Here is a 20,467-nt window from a genome sequence, read left to right as displayed (position 1 = left end):
AATACCGCCTGGGGGCTATGTGGGTCCGGTAGTGCCGCTAGGAGGCCTTGATGGGTATTGCATTGACCGACGACCATCGCGAGCTCTCCGGGGTGGCTCGCGCGTTCTTGACTTCGCAGAAGGTGCGCTGGGCGGCGCGTGCATCACTGGACGCGGCGGGGGACGCCCGCCCGCCGTTCTGGCAGAACCTCGCCGAGCTGGGCTGGCTCGGCCTGCATATCGACGAGCGACACGGTGGCTCTGGCTATGGCCTGTCCGAGCTTGTGGTGGTGATCGAAGAGCTCGGTCGTGCGGTGGCACCGGGGCTGTTTGTGCCGACCGTGATCGCCTCAGCGGTGGTCGCCAAAGAAGGTACTGATGACCAACGGGCACGGCTGTTGCCGGCGCTGATTGACGGAACCCTGACGGCGGGTGTGGGACTGGATAGTCAGGTGCAGGTTACCGACGGTGTTGCCGACGGTGAGGCGGGAATCGTGTTGGGCGCCGGGCTTGCCGAGCTGCTGTTGGTTGCCGCCGGTGACGACGTGCTGGTGTTGGAACGCGGCCGCAAGGGCGTCTCGGTTGATGTGCCGGAAAACTTTGATCCGACCCGGCGGAGTGGCCGCGTGCGCCTGGACAACGTGCGCGTCACGACCGACGACATCCTGCTTGGTGCGTATGAATCGGCTTTGGCCCGCGCGCGCACATTGCTGGCCGCCGAGGCCGTCGGTGGGGCGGCCGACTGCGTGGACAGCGCCGTGGCCTATGCCAAGGTGCGACAGCAATTCGGCCGTACCATCGCCACGTTTCAAGCGGTGAAGCATCACTGCGCGAACATGCTGGTGGCCGCCGAGTCGGCGATCGCCGCGGTCTGGGATGCCGCGCGTGCGGCAGCAGAGGATGAGGAGCAGTTTCGGCTGGCCGCCGCGGTCGCTGCGGCCCTGGCGTTTCCGGCCTATGCACGCAATGCCGAGCTCAACATCCAGGTGCACGGCGGTATTGGCTTTACCTGGGAGCATGACGCGCATCTGCATCTGCGCCGGGCGTTGGTGACCGTGGGATTGTTCGGCGGTGATGCGCCCGTCCGAGACGTTTTCGAGCGCACCGCGGCTGGCGTTACCCGGGCGATCAGCTTGGACCTGCCGGCACAGGCCGAGGAGCTGCGCGCCCGCATCCGTTCGGACGCCGCTGAAATCGCTGCTCTGGAAAAGGATGCACAGCGCGACAAGCTGATCGAGACGGGCTATGTGATGCCGCATTGGCCCAGGCCGTGGGGTCGTGCCGCGGGCGCGGTGGAGCAGTTGGTGATCGAGGAAGAGTTCAGCGCGGCGGGCATCGAGCGCCCGGATTACTCGATCACCGGGTGGGTGATCTTGACGCTGATTCAGCACGGAACGCCTTGGCAGATTGAAAGATTCGTCGAGAAAGCGCTGCGCCAGCAGGAGATATGGTGCCAACTGTTCTCCGAACCTGACGCGGGGTCTGACGCGGCCTCGGTCAAGACCCGCGCAACTCGGGTGGAGGGCGGCTGGAAGATCAACGGGCAAAAGGTGTGGACCAGCGGAGCGCAGTACTGCGCGCGTGGCCTGGCTACCGTGCGTACCGATCCGGATGCCCCCAAACACGCTGGCATCACCACGGTGATCATCGACATGTTGGCCCCCGGTGTCGAGGTGCGGCCGCTGCGGCAGATCACCGGCGACTCGGAATTCAACGAGGTGTTCTTCAACGATGTCTTCGTCCCCGATGAGGACGTTGTCGGGGCGCCGAACTCCGGGTGGACGGTGGCGCGGGCAACGCTGGGCAACGAGCGGGTCAGCATCGGCGGCAGTGGCTCGTACTACGAAGCAATGGCGGCGAAGCTGGTGCAATTGGTCCAGCGGCGGTCAGATGCGTTTGCGGGCGCCCCAATTCGAGTCGGCGCTTTCCTCGCAGAGGATCACGCACTGCGGCTGCTGAACCTGCGCCGTGCCGCTCGCAGCGTCGAAGGAGCCGGCCCTGGTCCGGAGGGCAACATCACCAAGCTCAAAGTGGCAGAGCACATGATCGAGGGCGCCGCCATCGCGGCCGCGCTATGGGGGCCCGAGATTGCGTTGCTGGACGGCCCCGGCAGGGTGATTGGCCGAACGGTGATGGGCGCCCGTGGCATGGCGATCGCCGGCGGCACGTCGGAGGTGACCCGCAATCAGATTGCCGAGCGGATCCTGGGCATGCCGCGTGATCCCCTGATTAGCTAGGGCCCAGCTCGCGCCCTTGACTCAGCCAATACAGTACACTCTATTGAAATGAGCACCGAGCCGGACGCGGTCTGGACGGACAAGCGAGCGTCGAAGATCGCCCGCCGCATCGAGGCGGACATCGTCCGCCGCGGCTGGCCGATCGGAGCATCCTTGGGTTCGGAAAGCGCTTTGCAGCAACGCTTTTGCGTGAGTCGATCGGTGCTGCGCGAAGCTGTGCGTCTGGTTGAGCACCATCAGGTGGCAAGAATGCGTCGTGGACCGAACGGCGGGCTGTTCATCTGCGAGCCAAATGCCGGGCCCGCTACCCGCGCCGTGGTCATCTATCTCGAATACCTGGGCACCACCATCGGTGACTTGCTCGGCGCGCGTCTGGTGCTCGAACCCTTGGCGGCCTCTCTTGCCGCAGAGCATATCGACGAACCCGGCATCGAAAGGCTGCGAGCGGTCTTGCGCGCAGAGGAACGGTGGCGGCCCGGTTTGCCCCCGCCGCCTGAGCAGTTTTACCGCGTGCTCGCGGAGCAATCGAAAAACCCTGTCCTACAGCTGTTTATCGACATCTTGATGCGGCTGACCAAGCGATACGTCCAGAAGTCAGGTACCCAATCCGCAGGTGAGGCCGTCGAGGCGGCCGGTCAAGTGCACAACGAACATTCCGATATCGTCGCGGCCGTCACGGCGGGTGATTCGGCGTGGGCCAAAACCTTAAGCGAACGACACGTTGAGGCGGTAGCCGGCTGGCTGCAGCAGCACCAGCGCGGCAACGATGCGGCCGTCCGCAACGGGGGCCGGGCGCGTGAGCCGCGCCGGGCCCAGCAGCTGATCCTGGGCGCGCCCCGCGGCAAGCTGGCCGAGGTGTTGGCGGCCACCATTGGCGACGATATCGCCGCCAGCGGCTGGCAGGTCGGGTCGGTCTTCGGGACCGAGACAGCGCTGTTGGAACGCTACCAGGTGAGCCGCGCGGTGCTTCGGGAAGCGGTGCGGCTGCTGGAATATCACGCGATCGCGCACATGCGCCGCGGACCCGGCGGCGGGTTGGTCGTCACCACCCCCCAGCCACAAGCCAGCATCGACACCATCGCGCTCTATCTGCAGTACCGCAAGCCGAGCCGCGAAGACCTACGGTGCGTCCGGGATGCCATCGAGATCGACAATGTCGCGAAAGTTGTCAAGCGCCGCAGCGAACCTGAGGTTGCGTCCTTCCTCGATACGCTGGGGCGGCCGAGGTTGGATAACCCCACCGACGATGTACGCGCGGCCGCCGTCGAGGAGTTTCGGTTCCACGTCGGACTGGCGCGAGCGGCCGGCAATACGATGCTGGATCTGTTCCTGCTGATACTGGTCGAGCTGTTCCGCCGGCACTTGTCGAGCACAGAGCAGGCGCTGCCGACATGGAGCGACGTGGTCGCTGTGGGACATGCCCACGTACGGATTCTCGAAGCGATCGGCTCTGGTGACGACAGCCTGGCCCGTTGCCGCACCCGCCGCCATCTGGACGCTGCCGCTTCCTGGTGGCTCTAAGCACCAAAGTACGGATGAGTGTGTCCGCGCTCGTCCGCACCGTGCCCGACGGCGACGTGACTGCCCCATCGGGTAGTTAGCAGCTACCCTGAGGCCGGACCTACCGCCTTAACTCCTGCTGCGGGAGAGGTGGCTGAGGCATCTGGATTGTGCATCCCACCGCTGTCAGGGCAAAAGCAGCGACCAGTGCTGCGCCCAGCAATTGCCCTACCCGGATCCGCCTGTTGCCTTTTGCGATCATCGGTCGCGCCCTTCTTGCTCCTGCATGTGCGTGGTTGCGCTGCACCCGTCCGGCGAGGTCGCAGAGCAGCTAACCGAGGCTTTGAGGAATTAACTCCGATTCCGGCAGAACCGTGGGAACGCGCTGGGTAGCGCAGCCCGCTGCTAGTACTGCAACTACCGCAGCCAGCGCCGCGACCAGTGTCTGAAACGCCCGCAAACCCTTGCTTTTAGTCGCGCTCATCGATTGAGCCTTTCGTCGCTGGAGCACACCCATATTCCGCGGTTTCCACACCGTCATCAGATGCTATCGCCAGGTTCCACCGCAGCGAGGGTTTTCTGCAACAGGGGACGTCCAAATTCAAACGGTCGTCATAGAAGTCGAAAGGGCTTGCACCGTCGGCGCACGATAGCGACGCTGACCATTCGCGCGACCCGCGGCGGGATCTGATCCAGACCGACTCCCGCCGCGGGTCGAAAGTGGGTGCGGGCTGCGCACTGGCACTTTCATCTGCGGCACCGGTGGATTGGCGGAATCCGCCGAAGAGGGCCTACCTGGGACGCAGCACGATCGGCATCCCGTCCATCGGGATCGGCATGGCACTGTAGTCCCAGCGGGGCTGGTAGTCGGGACGGGACAGCTCCAGCCGGTAGCGGCGCAGCAGCCGGTGCAGGATCGTCTTTATCTCCAATTGGTCGAACACCATCCCGATGCACTTGTGCACGCCGCCGCCGAACGGCGTGAACGCATAGCGGTGCCGCTTGTGCTCGTTGCGCGGCTCGGTAAACCGTTCCGGGTCGAATGTCAGCGGGTCTGTCCAGATTTCCGGCAGGCGATGATTCATCCCTGGGTATGCGATCACGTTGGTGCCCTTGGGTAGGTAGTAGCCCAGCAGTTCGGTATCGCGCACCGTCTGCCGCATCGCCCACTGGACCGGCGTCACCAACCGGATCGACTCGTTCATCACCAGGTCGAGCGATTCCAGCTGCTCTAGGGATTCGATGTCGAGCGGCCCATCGCCATGCCGGTCCGATTCGTCGCGGCAGCGCTGCTGCCATTCCGGGTGGGCGGCCAGCTGGTAGGCCATCGTCGTGGCCGTTGACGTCGAGGTATCGTGGGCGGCCATCATCAAGAAGATCATGTGGTTGACGATGTCGGCGTCGGAGAACCGGTTGCCGTCGTCGTCTTCGGTCTGGCACAACACCGTCAGCAGGTCGTTGCCCGACGCTTCGCGGCGCTCTTTGACTCGGGCGGTGAAGTAGTTTTCCAGCAGCTCGCGTGCTCGCAGTCCTCGCCACCAGGTGAACGGTGGCACGCTGGTGCGGATCACCGCGTTGCCGGCACGGGTGGTAATCGTGAACGCCTTGTTCACCTTGGTGACCAGTTCGTGATCGGTGCCGGGTTCGTGGCCCATGAAGACCATCGAGGCGATGTCAAGCGTGAGCGCCTTCATGGCCGGATAGACAAGGAAGCGTGCGTCGTTGACGACCCAGTCGTCGGCGACCACCCGCGAGACGACCCTGTCCATCTGCTCGAGGTAGCCGGCGAGCCTGGACCGGACGAACGCCTCCTGCATGATCCGTCGGTGGAACATGTGCTCTTCGAAGTCGAGCAGCATCAGGCCGCGGTGGAAGAAGGGCCCGATCACGGGCACCCAGCCCTGCTGCGAGTAGTCCTTGTTGCGGTTGGAGTAGATGACCTGCGCCGCGTCAGGGCCCAGTGCTGCGACACCCGGCAGCACAGCTGAGTCGCCGAATACGACCGGACCCTTCGTCTTGTACAGGAACATCAGATAGTCCGGTCCGCCGCGCAACATCTCGATCATGTGCCCAAGGATCGGCAGCCCCGCGTCACCGACGACCGGCTTGAGCCCGCTGCCTGGCGGCGGTTCGGCGAGTTTCTTCTCCGGGAATTTGGTGTTCAGCAGCATGTGTTCGACAAGACTCATGCCGGGAAAGTTGTTGAACGACGGCGTGAAGCGACGCTTGGCTTGGTCAAGGAGGTATGCCGGGGGGTGGATCGTCGCCATTGGCGCTCCTTACCGGTGGTGGCTGTAACTGAAATCTATCCTTCTGGTCAATTTGACGGCTACCGATGTTCCGTTTTCAGACGCCATGGTGCAAGGTCAAGGGGGTGATCAAAAGGTGACCAGTCATGCCGCAGACGAGAAGCAGGCTGCGCCGCCGATGCGACGGCGTGGTGACAGGCATCGCCAGGCGATTCTGCGGGCCGCACGCGAACTGCTGGAGGAGACACCGTTCGCGGAATTGTCGGTGCGCGCTATCAGCCTTCGCGCAGGGGTAGCCCGCTCCGGTTTCTACTTCTACTTCGATTCCAAATACTCGGTGCTCGCCCAGATCTTGGCCGAGGCCACCGAAGAACTCGAAGAAGCCAGCCAGCATTTCTCCGCCCGTCAGCCAGGGGAGTCACCCGAGCAGTTCGTCAACCGGATGATCGGCAGCGTCGCCGCCGTTTACGCGAACAACGACCCGGTGCTGCGGGCCTGTAATGCGGCACGCCAGAGCGACATGGAGATCCGCGATATTCTCGAGCGGCAGTTCCAAGTGCTGTTGCGTGAAACCATCGGCGTCTTCGAGGCTGAGGTGAAGGCCGGCACTGCGCATCCGATCAGCGAAGACCTCCCGACGCTCGTCCGCACCCTGGCAGCTACCACCGCGCTGATGCTGACCGGTGACGCTTTGCTCGTCGGCCCCGACAGTGACGCAGCGCGCCGGGTTCGGGTGCTTGAACAGATGTGGCTCAACGCGCTTTGGGGTGGCGGCAAGGCCCCATAGCTATCGGGGCGCATCGATCGTCCTACCGGAGGGGGTGTCGGTACCGCCGGTATCGTCACGACCATGTTGCAGAGGGGAGCCGGACAGTATTTCGCGGGTAAGCGGTGCTTTGTCACCGGCGCGGCCAGTGGCATCGGTCGCGCGACCGCGTTGCGCCTCGCGGCGCAAGGTGCCGAGCTGTATCTGACCGACCGCGACCGTGATGGCTTGGCGCAAACCGTGTGTGACGCCCGTGCACTCGGCGCTCAGGTGCCCGAGCATCGAGTTCTGGACGTCTCCGACTACCAGGACGTGGCGGCATTCGCGGCCGATATCCACGCCCGTCATCCCAGCATGGACGTGGTACTAAACATCGCCGGTGTGTCGGCCTGGGGCACCGTTGACCAGCTCACGCACGATCAGTGGAGCAGGATGGTCGCGATCAATCTCATGGGCCCAATCCACGTCATCGAGACCTTGGTCCCACCGATGGTCGCCGCCGGTCGGGGCGGGCACCTGGTCAATGTGTCCTCGGCGGCCGGGCTGGTTGGCTTGCCGTGGCATGCGGCCTATAGCGCTAGCAAGTACGGGTTGCGGGGACTTTCTGAGGTGCTGCGCTTCGATCTGGCCCGGCACGGCATCGGGGTGTCGGTCGTGGTGCCTGGCGCCGTCAAGACCCCGCTGGTCAATACGGTCGAGATCGCCGGAGTGGATCGCGACGACCCGAGGGTCAACCGCTGGGTCGAACGGTTCAGTGGTCACGCCGTGACGCCGGAGAAGGCGGCCGACAAAATTTTGGCCGGGGTCACAAGGAACAGATACCTGGTCTATACGTCGGCGGACATCCGGGCGCTGTATGCGTTCAAGCGATATGCGTGGTGGCCATACACCCTGGTGATGCGACGAGTCAACGTGTTCTTCACGCGCGCGCTTCGGCCCGGGCCATAGCGGCCGGTGCGGTCAAGACTTCGCGCCGCCCAGGTGCGGTGTGCCCGCCGGTTCTAGGCCAGTTCTAACCGCACTCCCAGCAACCGGACGGGCCGATCCAGCTCGAATAGGTCAAGAACGTGCCGGGCGGCAGCGGTGATGACGTCGGGATCGGTGCTGGGAGCTTGCAGCTTTCGGATCTTGGTGCGGGTGTAGAACGTCGCCGTGCGCACGGTGACCGCGACTCGGGTGACGGTTCGCGACGAAGCCACCACCTCGTTGAGTGTTCGCTGCGCCAATTCCGTCACGGCCGATTCCATTTCGGATCGGCAGGTGAGGTCTCGTGGAAAGGTGACGGCGTGGCTGCGCGAGCGTGGAACCCAAGCTTGGGCACTGACTTCGGTATCGCCTCCGCCTTTGGCCAGCAGCAGCCACAGCGCGGTTCGCGGACCGAACGTGGACATCAATAGCCCGGAATCGGTGTGTGCAAGTTGGTAAACGGTGTTGATCCCAAGCTTTGCCAGCCTTTTCGTAGTCTTGGGCCCCACACCCCACAGTGCTTCGACGGTACGGTCACCCATGATGGCCATCCAGTTGGCATCGGTGAGCTGATAGATGCCAGCTGGTTTCGCCAACCCGGTAGCGATCTTGGCGCGCTGCTTGTTGTCACTGATACCTATCGAGCAAGACAGCCCGGTTTGCGACAAGATGACTTTTCGGATCTCTTCGGCGACTTCGATGGGGTCGTCGGGAGTCCCGGGCGCCACCGCGAGGTAAGCCTCGTCCCAGCCCCATACCTCGACCGGGTATCCCAGGTCGCGCAATAACGCCACCACCTCCTCGGACGCCGCGTTGTAGGCGGCTGGGTTCGACGGCAAGAAGGTGGCCTCAGGGCATCGTCGGGCGGCGGTCCGCAACGGCATGCCGGCGCGCACACCGTAGGCGCGGGCCTCATACGACGCACAGGTGACGACCTTTCGCGGTTCGGTCGGATCACCGTTGCCGCCGACGATGACCGGCAAACCTGCCAGTTCGGGGTGGCGGAGCAGTTCGACCGACGCCAAAAACTGGTCGAGGTCTACGTGCAGGATCCATCGCGGTGCTGCTGTCGGCATAGTGATCGATCATCGTCCGCACAGTTTTCGCGCCAGGCTCTCCCATGCGTCGCCCAGGGTTTGCAGGGTATGGCCGCCGGCGTTGAGTTGGTGCTCGACATAGTCGACGTCGAGCAGCGCTAGCAGGGCATCGGTCTGGGCATCCAGGTCGCCGGTGGTCGGCGCCGAGGCCAGCAGTACCCGCAAATGGGTGCGCAGTACCGATAGCGCCGCGCTGTGGCGGGTTTGTGGATCCCGGTTGGCTTCCGACAGCAGCTGGTGATGGGCATGGACGAAGCGCATTCGCTCCCGACCGAATGCGATCAGGCGGTCCAGCGGCGGAGCATCCGGGCCCAGCGGTGGCGGGCCGAACAGGAAGGCCTGCTGACTGGCTCGCTCGTCTTCATCGAGCAACACCATCATCAGGCCGGCACGGCTGCCGAAGCGGCGAAACAAGGTGCCTTTGCCGACGCCAGCGGCCGCGGCAACGTCGTCCATGGTGATTGCGTCCGCACCGCTTCGGGCGATCAGGCGGCGCGCCGCCTCCAACAGGAGTGCACGATTGCGTGCCGCGTCGCCCCGCTCTGGTACGGGCTCTTGCCTCGCGAACACAGGCAAGTCACCCAACCGCTCGGCGCCGCTCACCTTTGCACTGTAACGCGATCGGAATAAATCGGACCATGGTCCGGTTGGCTCGTGCAAGGACGTGGACCAACAAGCGGAAAGGAACGTAGCAGTGTCAGATACCAAGTCCGACATCAAAATCTTGGCCTTAGTGGGAAGCCTGCGCGCGGCGTCGTTCAACCGCCAGATCGCCGAGCTGGCTGCCAAGGTCGCTCCGGACGGCGTCACCGTCACCATGTTCGAGGGGCTGGGGGACCTGCCGTTCTACAACGAAGACATCGACACAGCGACGGAGGTGCCGGCGCCGGTGAGCGCGTTGCGGGAGGCCGCGTCTGACGCGCACGCTGCCTTGGTGGTCACGCCGGAATACAACGGCAGCATTCCGGCCGTGATCAAGAACGCGATCGACTGGCTGTCCAGGCCATTCGGCGATGGCGCGTTGAAGGACAAGCCGTTGGCCGTGATCGGCGGCTCCATGGGCCGCTACGGCGGGGTATGGGCGCACGACGAGACTCGCAAGTCGTTCAGCATCGCTGGCACGCGGGTGGTCGATGCGATCAAACTGTCGGTGCCGTTCCAAACTCTGGGCAAGTCGGTCGCGGACGACGCCGGGCTGGCGGCGAATGTGCGCGACGCCGTCGGCAACTTGGCCGCTGAGGTCGGCTGATCCCTGGGCCGAGGCGGGTCAGCCAATAGCGGCTCCATCGGCTTTGCTGGTAGCGGTTCGGCGGGAAGCTAGCGGCGACGTTGTCGGTGGCCGGTGATATATTGGGTCAGACGGGTATGGCGGCGGCTGAGGTGATCTGCGACACGCCGCCGCGGTGCTCGAGCCAGGCTTACGACCAGGGAATTTCGAAAATGTTATTCAGAACATCTTGTATCTCTTCTCCGTGCCACCCCCTAGGTGCCACCCCCTAGGTGTAGTGTTTTCGAGTACCGGCAGATCCCAGGTTCACCAGGTCTCACCAGATCCACGGGGCGCGATGAACTTCCCGGCATCGGCATCGCCAGGTCGACGGACGTGGTCGCGCTATGACGGGAATCTGGAGCCTTGTCGGGCCGCTCAACATATCGAAGATGCACTACTTGAGTCGTTGCCAGATCCTGTCAGATTCCCGATTTCCGCAAAGGAGCGGTACGCCCATGACCGTGACCGTTTACACTAAGCCCGCGTGCGTACAGTGCAGTGCCACCTCCAAGGCGCTGGACAAGCAGGGCATCGCCTACCAGAAGGTTGATATCAGCCTGGATTCCGAAGCGCGGGACTACGTGATGGCGCTGGGTTACCTACAAGCACCCGTCGTGGTCGCCGGAAACGACCACTGGTCGGGTTTCCGCCCCGATCGCATCAAGGCGCTCGCCGGGGCAGCGCTGACCGCCTAGCGCGGCAGACATAGATAAGGAAGATTGCGGTGCCATGGATATCGCGGGGCGCAGCCTGGTCTATTTCTCCAGCGTGTCGGAGAACACCCACCGCTTTGTGCAGAAACTGGGTATTCCCGCCACGCGGATACCGCTGCATGGCCGGATCGAGGTCGACGAGCCGTACGTGCTGATACTGCCCACCTACGGTGGCGGCCGGGCCAACCCGGGTCTCGATGCCGGCGGATACGTCCCCAAACAGGTCATTGCCTTCTTGAACAACGACCACAATCGAGCGCAGCTGCGCGGGGTCATCGCTGCCGGCAATACCAACTTCGGTGCCGAGTTCTGCTACGCCGGCGACGTCGTCTCCCGAAAATGTAGCGTTCCCTACCTATACCGCTTCGAACTGATGGGCACCGAGGACGACGTCGCCGCCGTCCGCACCGGTCTCGCTGAATTCTGGAAGGAACAGACGTGCCACCAACCGTCATTGCAGAGCCTGTAGCCTCCGGCGCGCACGCCTCTTACTCTGGGGGGCCGGGCGAAACGGACTATCACGCGCTGAACGCGATGCTGAACCTGTACGACGCGGACGGCAAGATCCAGTTCGACAAGGATCGGGAAGCAGCCCACCAGTACTTTTTGCAGCATGTCAATCAGAACACGGTCTTCTTCCATAATCAGGACGAGAAGCTCGACTACCTGATCCGCGAGAATTACTACGAGCGTGAGGTTCTCGACCAGTACTCGCGCAACTTCGTCAAGACGCTGCTAGACCGCGCCTACGCCAAAAAGTTCCGGTTTCCGACGTTTTTGGGTGCGTTCAAGTACTACACCTCCTACACGCTGAAAACCTTTGACGGGAAGCGCTATCTGGAGCGCTTCGAGGACCGCGTGGTCATGGTGGCGCTAACGTTGGCCGCCGGCGATACCGCACTTGCCGAGCTGCTGGTCGACGAGATCATCGACGGCCGCTTCCAGCCCGCCACACCGACGTTTTTGAATTCTGGCAAGAAGCAGCGCGGGGAGCCCGTGAGCTGTTTTTTGCTTCGCGTCGAAGACAACATGGAGTCGATCGGACGGTCGATCAACTCCGCGCTGCAGCTATCCAAGCGTGGCGGGGGAGTGGCGTTGCTGCTGACCAACATTCGCGAGCACGGCGCGCCGATCAAGAACATCGAGAACCAGTCCTCGGGCGTCATCCCCATCATGAAGTTGCTGGAGGATGCGTTCTCCTACGCCAACCAGCTGGGCGCTCGTCAAGGTGCCGGCGCGGTGTACCTGCACGCCCATCACCCCGACATCTACCGATTCCTGGACACCAAGCGTGAGAACGCCGACGAGAAGATCCGGATCAAGACGCTGAGTCTGGGGGTGGTGATCCCCGACATCACCTTCGAGTTGGCCAAGCGCAACGATGACATGTACCTGTTCTCGCCCTACGATGTCGAGCGGGTCTACGGTGTGCCGTTCGCTGACATCTCGGTCACCGAGAAGTACTACGAAATGGTCGATGACGCGCGCATCCGCAAGACCAAGATCAAGGCACGGGAGTTCTTCCAGACGCTGGCCGAGCTGCAGTTCGAGTCCGGCTACCCCTATATCATGTTCGAAGACACCGTCAATCGCGCTAATCCAATTGATGGCAAGATCACGCACAGCAACCTGTGCTCGGAGATCCTGCAAGTGTCTACGCCGTCATTGTTCAACGAGGACTTGTCGTATGCCAAAGTGGGCAAAGACATTTCGTGCAACCTGGGGTCGCTGAACATCGCCAAGACGATGGACTCGCCGGACTTCGCGCAGACGATCGAGGTGGCGATCCGCGCGTTGACCGCGGTGAGCGACCAAACCCATATCAAGTCGGTGCCCTCAATCGAGCAGGGCAACAACGACTCCCACGCGATCGGGCTAGGACAGATGAACCTGCACGGCTACCTGGCCCGGGAACGCATCTTCTACGGATCCGACGAAGGCATCGACTTCACCAACATCTACTTCTATACGGTGCTGTATCACGCGTTGCGGGCATCCAACCGCATCGCGATCGAACGCGGCACGCACTTCAAGGGTTTCGAGCGGTCCAAGTACGCGTCCGGGGAATTCTTCGACAAGTACACCGACCAGATTTGGGAGCCGAAGACCCAGAAGGTACGCCAGCTGTTCGCCGACGCCGGCATCCGCATCCCAACGCAGGACGACTGGCGTCGGCTCAAGGAGTCGGTGCAAGCGCACGGCATCTACAACCAGAACCTGCAGGCGGTGCCGCCGACCGGGTCGATTTCCTACATCAACCATTCGACGTCGTCGATTCACCCGATCGTGTCGAAGGTCGAGATCCGCAAGGAAGGCAAGATCGGGCGGGTCTACTACCCGGCGCCGTATATGACCAACGACAACCTGGAGTACTACGAAGACGCCTACGAGATCGGTTACGAGAAGATCATCGACACCTACGCGGCGGCCACCCAGCATGTGGATCAAGGGCTTTCGCTGACGTTGTTCTTCAAAGACACCGCCACCACCCGCGACGTGAACAAGGCGCAGATTTACGCCTGGCGCAAGGGGATCAAGACGCTGTACTACATCCGGCTGCGGCAGATGGCGTTGGAGGGCACCGAGGTCGAGGGTTGCGTGTCCTGCATGCTGTAGCACCGGCGCGCCAGAGTGAAAGTGGCGACGGCTTCGCGGCGTGTCGCGTCGTGAACCTCACATTCAACCAAGCCTGGCGTGGCCAGTCTGCCCAGGTCAGCGCTTGCAACGCGGTAAGGTGCTTGATGTGGTCAGAATCCCCCGACCCCACCCCAGTGCAAAGCCGGGGGTGAAAGTCGACGCCCGCAGTGAACGGTGGCGTGAGCACCGCAAGAAGGTGCGCAACGAAATCGTCGACGCGGCGTTCCGCGCTATCGACCGGCTGGGCCCCGAGCTGAGTGTGCGCCAAATCGCCGAAGAGGCCGGCACCGCCAAGCCCAAGATCTATCGGCATTTCACCGACAAGTCCGATTTGCTCGAGGCTATCGGGATGCGACTGCGTGACATGCTGTGGGCGGCGATCTTCCCGTCGCTCGACTTAGCCACCGACTCTGCCCGCGAAGTTATCCGGCGCAGCGTCGAGGAGTACGTCAACCTCGTCGACCAGCACCCCAACGTGCTGCGGGTGTTCATTCAGGGCCGCTCGGCAAAGCAGTCCGAGGCGACGGTACGCACCCTCAACGAAGGCCGGGAGATCACGCTGGCCATGGCCGAGATGTTCAACAACGAGCTGCGCGAGATGGAGCTGAATCGAGCCGCGCTCGAACTCGCCGCATTCGCGGCGTTCGGATCGGCCGCATCGGCAACCGAGTGGTGGTTGGGCCCCGAACCCGACAGCCCGCGCCGCATGCCGCGTGAGCAGTTCGTGGCGCATCTGACCACCATCATGATGGGCGTGATCGTCGGCACCGCCGAAGCGCTGGGCATCGCGGTCGACCCTGACCAACCGATCCACGACGCGGTACCCAACAATCCCGCCGTGCGTTGAGCGCGGCGGCCGTTGACATCGCTGCGGCAATCAACAACACTCGTCATATCCGATACCCTGGGTACTGGGTATTTGCGCCGGCGAGGGTGACTGAAGCGCCAAACTCGCCGCTGAACAGGAAGACCGATCCATTGTGAGCATTGCCGATACGGCTGCCAAGCCGTCCACGCCAAGCCCGGCCAACCAGCCGCCGGTACGTACCCGCGCCGTCATCATCGGAACCGGATTCTCCGGTTTGGGCATGGCCATCGCACTGCAAAAGCAAGGAGTGGACTTCGTCATATTGGAGAAAGCCGACGACGTCGGCGGCACCTGGCGCGACAACACCTACCCCGGCTGCGCGTGCGACATCCCGTCGCACCTGTACTCCTTCTCGTTCGAGCCCAAGGCGGACTGGAAACACCTGTTTTCCTACTGGGACGAAATCTTGGGCTACCTCAAAGGGGTCACCGACAAGTACGGCCTGCGCCGCTACATCGAGTTCAATTCGCTCGTCGATCGCGGCTACTGGGACGACGACGAATGCCGCTGGCACGTGTTCACCGCCGACGGGCGTGAATACGTCGCGCAGTTCCTGATCTCCGGGGCCGGTGCGTTGCACATCCCGTCCTTCCCCGAGATCGCAGGTCGCGACGAATTCGCCGGCCCCGCTTTCCATTCCGCCCAGTGGGACCACAGTATCGACCTGACCGGCAAGCGGGTGGCGATCGTCGGGACCGGTGCCAGCGCGATCCAGATCGTGCCCGAGATCGTCGGCCAGGTCGCCGAACTTCAGCTCTATCAGCGCACCCCGCCGTGGGTGGTCCCGCGCACCAACGAAGAGCTGCCGGTGTCGCTGCGCCGGGCGTTGCGAACCGTCCCCGGGCTACGGGCACTGTTGCGCCTCGGCATCTACTGGGCCCAGGAGGCGCTGGCCTACGGCATGACCAAGCGGCCCAACACGTTGAAGATCATCGAGGCCTATGCCAAATACAATATTCGTCGATCGGTGAAGGATCGCGAGCTGCGGCGCAAGCTGACGCCGCGGTATCGCATCGGCTGCAAACGGATCCTGAACTCCTCTACCTATTACCCCGCGGTGGCGGACCCGAAGACCGAACTGATCACCGACCGCATCGACCGGATCACGCACGACGGGATCGTCACCGCCGACGGCACTGGCCGTGAGGTCTTCCGGGAAGCCGATGTGATCGTGTACGCCACCGGCTTCCACGTCACCGACTCCTATACCTATGTGCAGATCAAGGGGCGTCACGGCGAGGACCTGGTCGACCGCTGGAACCGTGAGGGCATCGGTGCACACCGCGGGATCACCGTCGCCAACATGCCCAACCTGTTCTTCCTGCTGGGGCCGAACACTGGGCTGGGACACAACTCCGTGGTGTTCATGATCGAATCGCAGATCCATTACGTGGCCGATGCGATCGCGAAATGCGACCGGATGGGCGTGCAAGCGCTGGCCCCCACCCGCGAGGCGCAAGACCGGTTCAACCAGGAGCTGCAGCGCAGGCTGGCTGGGTCGGTGTGGAACAGTGGCGGCTGCCGCAGCTGGTATCTCGACGAGCACGGCAAGAACACCGTGCTCTGGTGCGGCTACACCTGGCAATACTGGCTGACCACCCGCTCGGTCAACCCCGCCGAGTACCGGTTCTTCGGGATCGGCAACGGTTTGTCGAGCGACCGCGCGACGGTCGCTGCGGCGAACTAGCCGGCGAAACAGGCGAGCGGATTCGCGACACGCAAACACAACTTCTTGTGTTGCAGTACCTTGTCGGACCCCAGGGGTAGTGTTTGAGGCCTAGCAAGGCAGCTTGTTGTCCTGGTGAAGTGGGGTTCTGGTGACTGGAAACGCAAAGCTAATTGATCGAGTCTCAGCGATCAACTGGAACCGACTGCAAGATGAGAAGGACGCCGAGGTCTGGGATCGGCTGACCGGAAACTTCTGGCTGCCCGAGAAGGTGCCGGTGTCCAATGACATCCCGTCGTGGGGCACCCTGACCGCCGGCGAGAAGCAACTAACCATGCGGGTCTTCACCGGCCTGACCATGCTGGACACCATCCAGGGCACCGTTGGTGCGGTCAGCCTGATTCCCGACGCGCTGACTCCGCATGAGGAGGCGGTGTTGACCAACATCGCGTTTATGGAGTCGGTGCACGCCAAGAGCTACAGCCAGATCTTCTCCACGCTGTGTTCCACCGCCGAGATCGACGACGCCTTCCGCTGGTCGGAGGAAAATCGCAATCTGCAGCGCAAGGCCGAGATCGTGCTGCAGTACTACCGCGGCGACGAGCCGCTCAAGCGCAAGGTGGCCTCCACCCTGCTGGAGAGCTTCCTGTTCTACTCTGGGTTCTACCTGCCGATGTACTGGTCGAGTCGGGCCAAGTTGACCAACACCGCCGACATGATCCGGCTGATCATCCGCGACGAGGCCGTGCACGGTTACTACATCGGCTATAAGTTCCAGCGTGGTCTGGCGTTGGTTGACGACGTCACGCGCGCCGAGCTCAAGGACTACACCTACGAGCTACTGTTCGAGCTCTACGACAACGAGGTGGAATACACCCAGGACCTCTACGACGAGGTCGGGCTAACCGAGGACGTCAAGAAGTTCTTGCGCTACAACGCCAACAAGGCGCTGATGAACCTCGGCTATGAGGCGCTGTTCCCCCGCGATGAGACCGACGTGAACCCGGCCATCCTGTCGGCGCTGTCACCCAACGCCGACGAGAACCATGACTTCTTCTCCGGATCCGGGTCGAGCTATGTGATCGGCAAGGCGGTCGTCACCGAGGACGATGACTGGGACTTCTAGAGTCGCGGGAAAATGGGCCATTGTTCGGCCGGACTCCGAGGCCAGCAAACACTGACCTGATGCGGTAACTAGCTACTACGTCGAGTTGATCTTTGACATGGGCGGACCGTTCGATGCGGACGCGGAGGCGCATTTCGACGAGGTTGCCGAGGCATTCGCCAAGCTCACCAATGTGGACCGCGACGTCGGCGTAGACCTGGAGAAGGAGCTGTGCATGACGGTGGAGGCCGATGACCGCTCGGACGCGCTCGTCACAAGGCGTTTGTTGCCGCGCGTACCGCGGTGCATACCGCTGGCGGCGCGACTGGCACCTGGGACAATTGGCTGCCCAAGCTTCTGGAATCCGATAGCTACCGGTGGAGCGTCACGCCAAGCTCTTTGACCCGCGGCGACTGGCCGGCCTGACACCGTCGACGTCCGCTGCCCGGGGCCGGTCATTTCTCACGAGGGCACTCCAGCGCGTGACAGCGCAACGCCAGATGGCCTTGCCCCGCAGCGCGCGAGCCAGCTTGCCAAACGCCACCTAATCGAGCGGGGTGAAAAATCGAGCGGGGTGAAAACCCAGTTCGTCGTTGCCGTCCCGCTAGACGACGCTGCAGAATGTCACGGGCTCATGGGTCCATGGGCTCGCGATCGTGGTGAACGCCTCGTGAATTGTCTGAATCGCGCCGCACCACACTGGCGCGAGTGATGTCGAAACCTTGAGACTGGTGGGGTGACGAAAACGTTCTCGCACCCGCATTTCTTCCGTTCGGTGCTGCGCTGGCTTCAGGTTGGCTACCCCGAGGGCGTCCCCGGGCCGGACCGGGTGGCGCTGCTGTCGCTATTGCGCAGCACCCCGCTGACCGAGGAGCAGATCGGGGAGGTGGTGCGCCACTTCACCGAGAACGGGTCGCCCGCCGTGGCGGACCGTGTGATCGACCGCGACGAGATCGCCGAGTTCATCTCCGAGGTGACCCATCACGACGCCGGACCGGAAAACATCCAACGGGTGGCAGGCATCCTGGCCGCCGCCGGATGGCCGCTGGCCGGCGTCGACGTCGGCGAGTCCGAATCCGGAAGTGATCGCGCACCGGCCTCACAGGGCTGAGATGTCGATGACGAAGCGGTAGCGCACGTCGCTGGCCAGCACGCGCTCGTAGGCGTCGTTGATGTAGTCCGGTTCAATCAGCTCGATTTCGGGTGTCACGCCGTGCTCGGCACAGAAATTGAGCATCTCCTGGGTCTCGGCGATCCCGCCGATGTTGGACCCGGCCAGGCTGCGTCGCATGAGCGCTAGCGCGAACGCCGGCACGGCCATGGGGTGCTCGGGGATACCCAGTTCCACGAGTGTGCCGTCGACGTCCAGCAGGTTCAGGTACTGGCCGAGGTCCAAGTTAGCCGAGACGGTGTTCAGGATCAGGTCGAAGCCGCCGCGCAGCTTGCGGAAGGTGTCCGGGTCGGCGGTCGCGTAGTAGCTCTTGGCCCCCAAGCGCAGACCGTCCTCCATTTTCTTCAGCGATTGGGACAGCACCGTCACGTCGGCGCCCATCGCGGCGCCCAGCTTGACGCCCATGTGACCCAGTCCGCCTAGGCCGATGATCGCCACCCGCGTGTTCGCCCCGGCATTCCAGTGGCGCAGTGGCGAGTACAGCGTGATGCCCGCGCACAACAGCGGCGCCGCCACATCCAGGGGCAGCACGTCGGGTATGCGCAACACGTAGTTTTCGTCGACGACGATCGCTTCGCTGTAGCCGCCCTGGGTTGGCTGGCCGTCTTTGCCGATCGAGTTGTAGGTGAAGTTTGCGCCCGGCTTGCAGTACTGTTCGATGCCGCGCGTGCAACTGTTGCACTCGCGGCACGAGTCCACGAAACAGCCAACCCCAACGCGGTCGCCCTGCCGGTACTTGGTCACCTCCGAGCCCACGGCGGTCACCACGCCGGCGATCTCGTGGCCAGGGACCACAGGGTAATTCGGTTGGCCCCACTCGGCTTTGACGGTATGGATGTCCGAGTGACAGATTCCGGCGAACTTGATGTCGATCGCCACGTCGTGCGGGCCCGGGTCGCGACGGGTGATCGTGGTCTTGGTCAGGGGTTCGGTCGCCGACATGGCGGCGTAGGCGGCAACAGTGCTCATGGCAACCCTCTTCGTTTCTTTGATTAACTTTTTAGCTGTGGGTATCCCAAAGCCTAGCGCTGCGCCTCACTAGTTGATCGGCGCGTCGACCCAGCGCAGATCATCGACAATGCCGCGGGCAGCGACCATACCCTCGCCGGTCTGCCATACCTGGTCGTTGACGACGAAGACCCGGTTGTCACGGTTGGCGGACAGCTTGCGCCATGGGTCGCTATCCAGGATGACGGCCGCGCGTTCCGCGGCTGCTTCCGACGCGCACGACAGGTAGACGATATCGGCGTCGGCCGCCGAGAAGTCCGGTGATTTCGCCAGGTCGGCGGCCGTGGTGCCGATCTCGATGTAGGCCTTGTCGGTGAACCGTTGAGACGGCGGTCGGTCGACGCCGACCGCGCTCAGCACGCTGGCCGGGAAGTTGTTGGCGCCGTATACCCGCATGGTGTTGGCGGTCAGCTGCACGATCGACGCTTGGAAGTGGGTCGCGTCATGCTTGGTCCCGACCTGGGTGGCGTGTTCGGCGAACCCGGTGATCAGCGCGTCCACCGCGGCGATACGGGCCGTGGCGGCACCGACACCACGCAGGTTATTTTCCCAGTCCGCGCCCGGTGCCGCGGTAAACACCGTCGGGGCGATCGCCGCCAGCTGCGGATACAACTGCGGCGTCAAACCCTGCGAACCCAGGATCAGATCCGGGTGAGCCGCCGCAATGGCGCGCAGGTCGGGGGCGCTGCGAGTACCGACACCGGGCAGATCATGCACGGTCGTGCCCAGATAGGAAGGTTGACTTGAGGAGCTGTTCGGCAACGCGGCGGCGACGATCCGCGATTGCAGGCCCAGCGCGCACAGCGCGTCGAGCTGGTCACCGGAGAGCACCACGATGCGCTGCGCCTCCGCCGGCACCTGCACCATCTCCGGGCTGACTCCCGCCGCATTGTGCGCTGGTCGGGTCGGTGGCCCCGGATCGGCCGCGGCCGCCGCACGCGCGCACGACTCATCCGGCTTTCTGTCGTTTCCCAGCACCCCGGCGCCGGCGATCTGGGTGGTGGGCGTGATCATCGATTGTGACGCCTTATGGGCCGGTTGATCGGAGCCGCAACCACTGGACGCTGCGATCACGGCTGCCGCTACGGCGACAGCAACAGTGGATCGCATCCCGCCGGACAGCACGCGTTCGACGGTAGCACTCGGCCAGCCGTCGACCCCGATTCGCGCGGGCGGAAAGCGTTGGTCTGCAACGGCCCGCCGGCGGAGTCTGGCATTTACGACGGTTTGTAGGA

The 20,467-nt window shown here is 63.5% G+C and carries 18 protein-coding genes; 13 read left to right on the top strand and 5 right to left on the bottom strand.

Translation table 11 applies throughout. The features are described 5' to 3' along the window. Positions 1 to 50 precede the first annotated feature (50 nt). Positions 51 to 2,216, top strand: a complete 2,166-nt coding sequence (gene fadE22, locus Rv3061c) for an acyl-CoA dehydrogenase FadE22 (protein ID NP_217577.1) — start codon at positions 51 to 53, stop codon at positions 2,214 to 2,216. A 48-nt stretch (positions 2,217 to 2,264) separates the two neighbouring features. Then, positions 2,265 to 3,737, top strand: a complete 1,473-nt coding sequence (locus Rv3060c) for a GntR family transcriptional regulator (protein ID NP_217576.1) — start codon at positions 2,265 to 2,267, stop codon at positions 3,735 to 3,737. A 770-nt stretch (positions 3,738 to 4,507) separates the two neighbouring features. Here the strand turns inward: Rv3060c and cyp136 are convergent. Continuing rightward, positions 4,508 to 5,986, bottom strand: coding sequence for a cytochrome P450 Cyp136 (gene cyp136 / locus Rv3059; RefSeq protein NP_217575.1), 1,479 nt, complete (start codon positions 5,984 to 5,986; stop codon positions 4,508 to 4,510). Positions 5,987 to 6,101: 115 nt separating this feature from the next. Here cyp136 and Rv3058c point away from each other — a divergent pair, with 115 nt between their 5' ends. Together Rv3058c and Rv3057c are read left to right on the top strand one after the other, a co-directional pair. Next, positions 6,102 to 6,752 carry a TetR family transcriptional regulator gene (locus Rv3058c; protein ID NP_217574.1) on the top strand — a complete coding sequence of 217 codons (651 nt, stop codon included), beginning with the start codon at positions 6,102 to 6,104 and terminating at the stop codon, positions 6,750 to 6,752. A gap of 63 nt (positions 6,753 to 6,815) precedes the next feature. Continuing rightward, on the top strand, positions 6,816 to 7,679 hold the full coding sequence (locus Rv3057c) for a short chain alcohol dehydrogenase/reductase (RefSeq protein NP_217573.1): 864 nt from the start codon (positions 6,816 to 6,818) through the stop codon (positions 7,677 to 7,679). Between the two features lie 53 nt (positions 7,680 to 7,732). Here the strand turns inward: Rv3057c and dinP are convergent, their stop codons facing one another. Further along, positions 7,733 to 8,773 (bottom strand): DNA polymerase IV 2, encoded by a 1,041-nt coding sequence (dinP, locus tag Rv3056; protein ID NP_217572.1) that lies wholly within the window; start codon positions 8,771 to 8,773, stop codon positions 7,733 to 7,735. A 9-nt stretch (positions 8,774 to 8,782) separates the two neighbouring features. Continuing rightward, positions 8,783 to 9,397, bottom strand: coding sequence for a TetR family transcriptional regulator (locus tag Rv3055; protein ID NP_217571.1), 615 nt, complete (start codon positions 9,395 to 9,397; stop codon positions 8,783 to 8,785). A gap of 91 nt (positions 9,398 to 9,488) precedes the next feature. Between Rv3055 and Rv3054c the strand changes: the two genes are divergently transcribed. From Rv3054c to Rv3046c, 9 genes are all read left to right on the top strand, one after another. Further along, positions 9,489 to 10,043: a hypothetical protein gene (locus Rv3054c; RefSeq protein ID NP_217570.1), complete on the top strand. Its 555-nt coding sequence runs from the start codon at positions 9,489 to 9,491 to the stop codon at positions 10,041 to 10,043. Between the two features lie 476 nt (positions 10,044 to 10,519). Beyond that, positions 10,520 to 10,759: a glutaredoxin electron transport protein NrdH gene (gene nrdH / locus Rv3053c; protein NP_217569.1), complete on the top strand. Its 240-nt coding sequence runs from the start codon at positions 10,520 to 10,522 to the stop codon at positions 10,757 to 10,759. A 34-nt stretch (positions 10,760 to 10,793) separates the two neighbouring features. Next, positions 10,794 to 11,246, top strand: a complete 453-nt coding sequence (gene nrdI, locus Rv3052c; RefSeq protein NP_217568.1) for an NrdI protein — start codon at positions 10,794 to 10,796, stop codon at positions 11,244 to 11,246. 65 nt (positions 11,247 to 11,311) lie between these two features. Continuing rightward, positions 11,312 to 13,393 carry a ribonucleoside-diphosphate reductase subunit alpha gene (gene nrdE, locus Rv3051c; RefSeq protein NP_217567.1) on the top strand — a complete coding sequence of 694 codons (2,082 nt, stop codon included), beginning with the start codon at positions 11,312 to 11,314 and terminating at the stop codon, positions 13,391 to 13,393. 127 nt (positions 13,394 to 13,520) lie between these two features. After that, the gene (locus tag Rv3050c) at positions 13,521 to 14,261 is read left to right on the top strand and encodes an AsnC family transcriptional regulator (protein NP_217566.1); all 741 of its coding nucleotides are present in this window, start codon (positions 13,521 to 13,523) and stop codon (positions 14,259 to 14,261) included. Between the two features lie 133 nt (positions 14,262 to 14,394). Continuing rightward, entirely contained in the window at positions 14,395 to 15,969 is a 1,575-nt protein-coding gene (locus tag Rv3049c; RefSeq protein ID NP_217565.1) for a monooxygenase, read from the top strand. A gap of 130 nt (positions 15,970 to 16,099) precedes the next feature. Next, a complete protein-coding gene (nrdF2, locus tag Rv3048c) occupies positions 16,100 to 17,074 on the top strand; it encodes a ribonucleoside-diphosphate reductase subunit beta NrdF2 (RefSeq protein ID YP_177921.1) in 975 nt (324 codons plus the stop codon). Positions 17,075 to 17,171: 97 nt separating this feature from the next. Continuing rightward, positions 17,172 to 17,456, top strand: coding sequence for a hypothetical protein (locus tag Rv3047c; RefSeq protein ID NP_217563.1), 285 nt, complete (start codon positions 17,172 to 17,174; stop codon positions 17,454 to 17,456). 333 nt (positions 17,457 to 17,789) lie between these two features. Next, positions 17,790 to 18,164 (top strand): hypothetical protein, encoded by a 375-nt coding sequence (locus Rv3046c; RefSeq protein NP_217562.1) that lies wholly within the window; start codon positions 17,790 to 17,792, stop codon positions 18,162 to 18,164. On the opposite strand, the gene adhC is transcribed toward Rv3046c, so the two are convergent. Both adhC and fecB read right to left on the bottom strand, forming a co-directional pair. Beyond that, complete coding sequence (adhC, locus tag Rv3045; protein NP_217561.1) at positions 18,153 to 19,193, bottom strand: NADP-dependent alcohol dehydrogenase; 1,041 nt, start codon at positions 19,191 to 19,193, stop codon at positions 18,153 to 18,155. The genes Rv3046c and adhC overlap by 12 nt on opposite strands. Positions 19,194 to 19,262: 69 nt before the next feature. Beyond that, on the bottom strand, positions 19,263 to 20,342 hold the full coding sequence (fecB, locus tag Rv3044) for a FeIII-dicitrate-binding periplasmic lipoprotein (protein NP_217560.1): 1,080 nt from the start codon (positions 20,340 to 20,342) through the stop codon (positions 19,263 to 19,265). Between the last annotated feature and the right edge of the window lie 125 nt (positions 20,343 to 20,467).

Source organism: Mycobacterium tuberculosis H37Rv (assembly GCF_000195955.2).
GTDB classification, from domain to species: domain Bacteria; phylum Actinomycetota; class Actinomycetes; order Mycobacteriales; family Mycobacteriaceae; genus Mycobacterium; species Mycobacterium tuberculosis.
The sequence above is the reverse complement of the archived record's forward strand: the minus strand, read 5'-3'. Positions and strand labels throughout refer to the sequence as shown.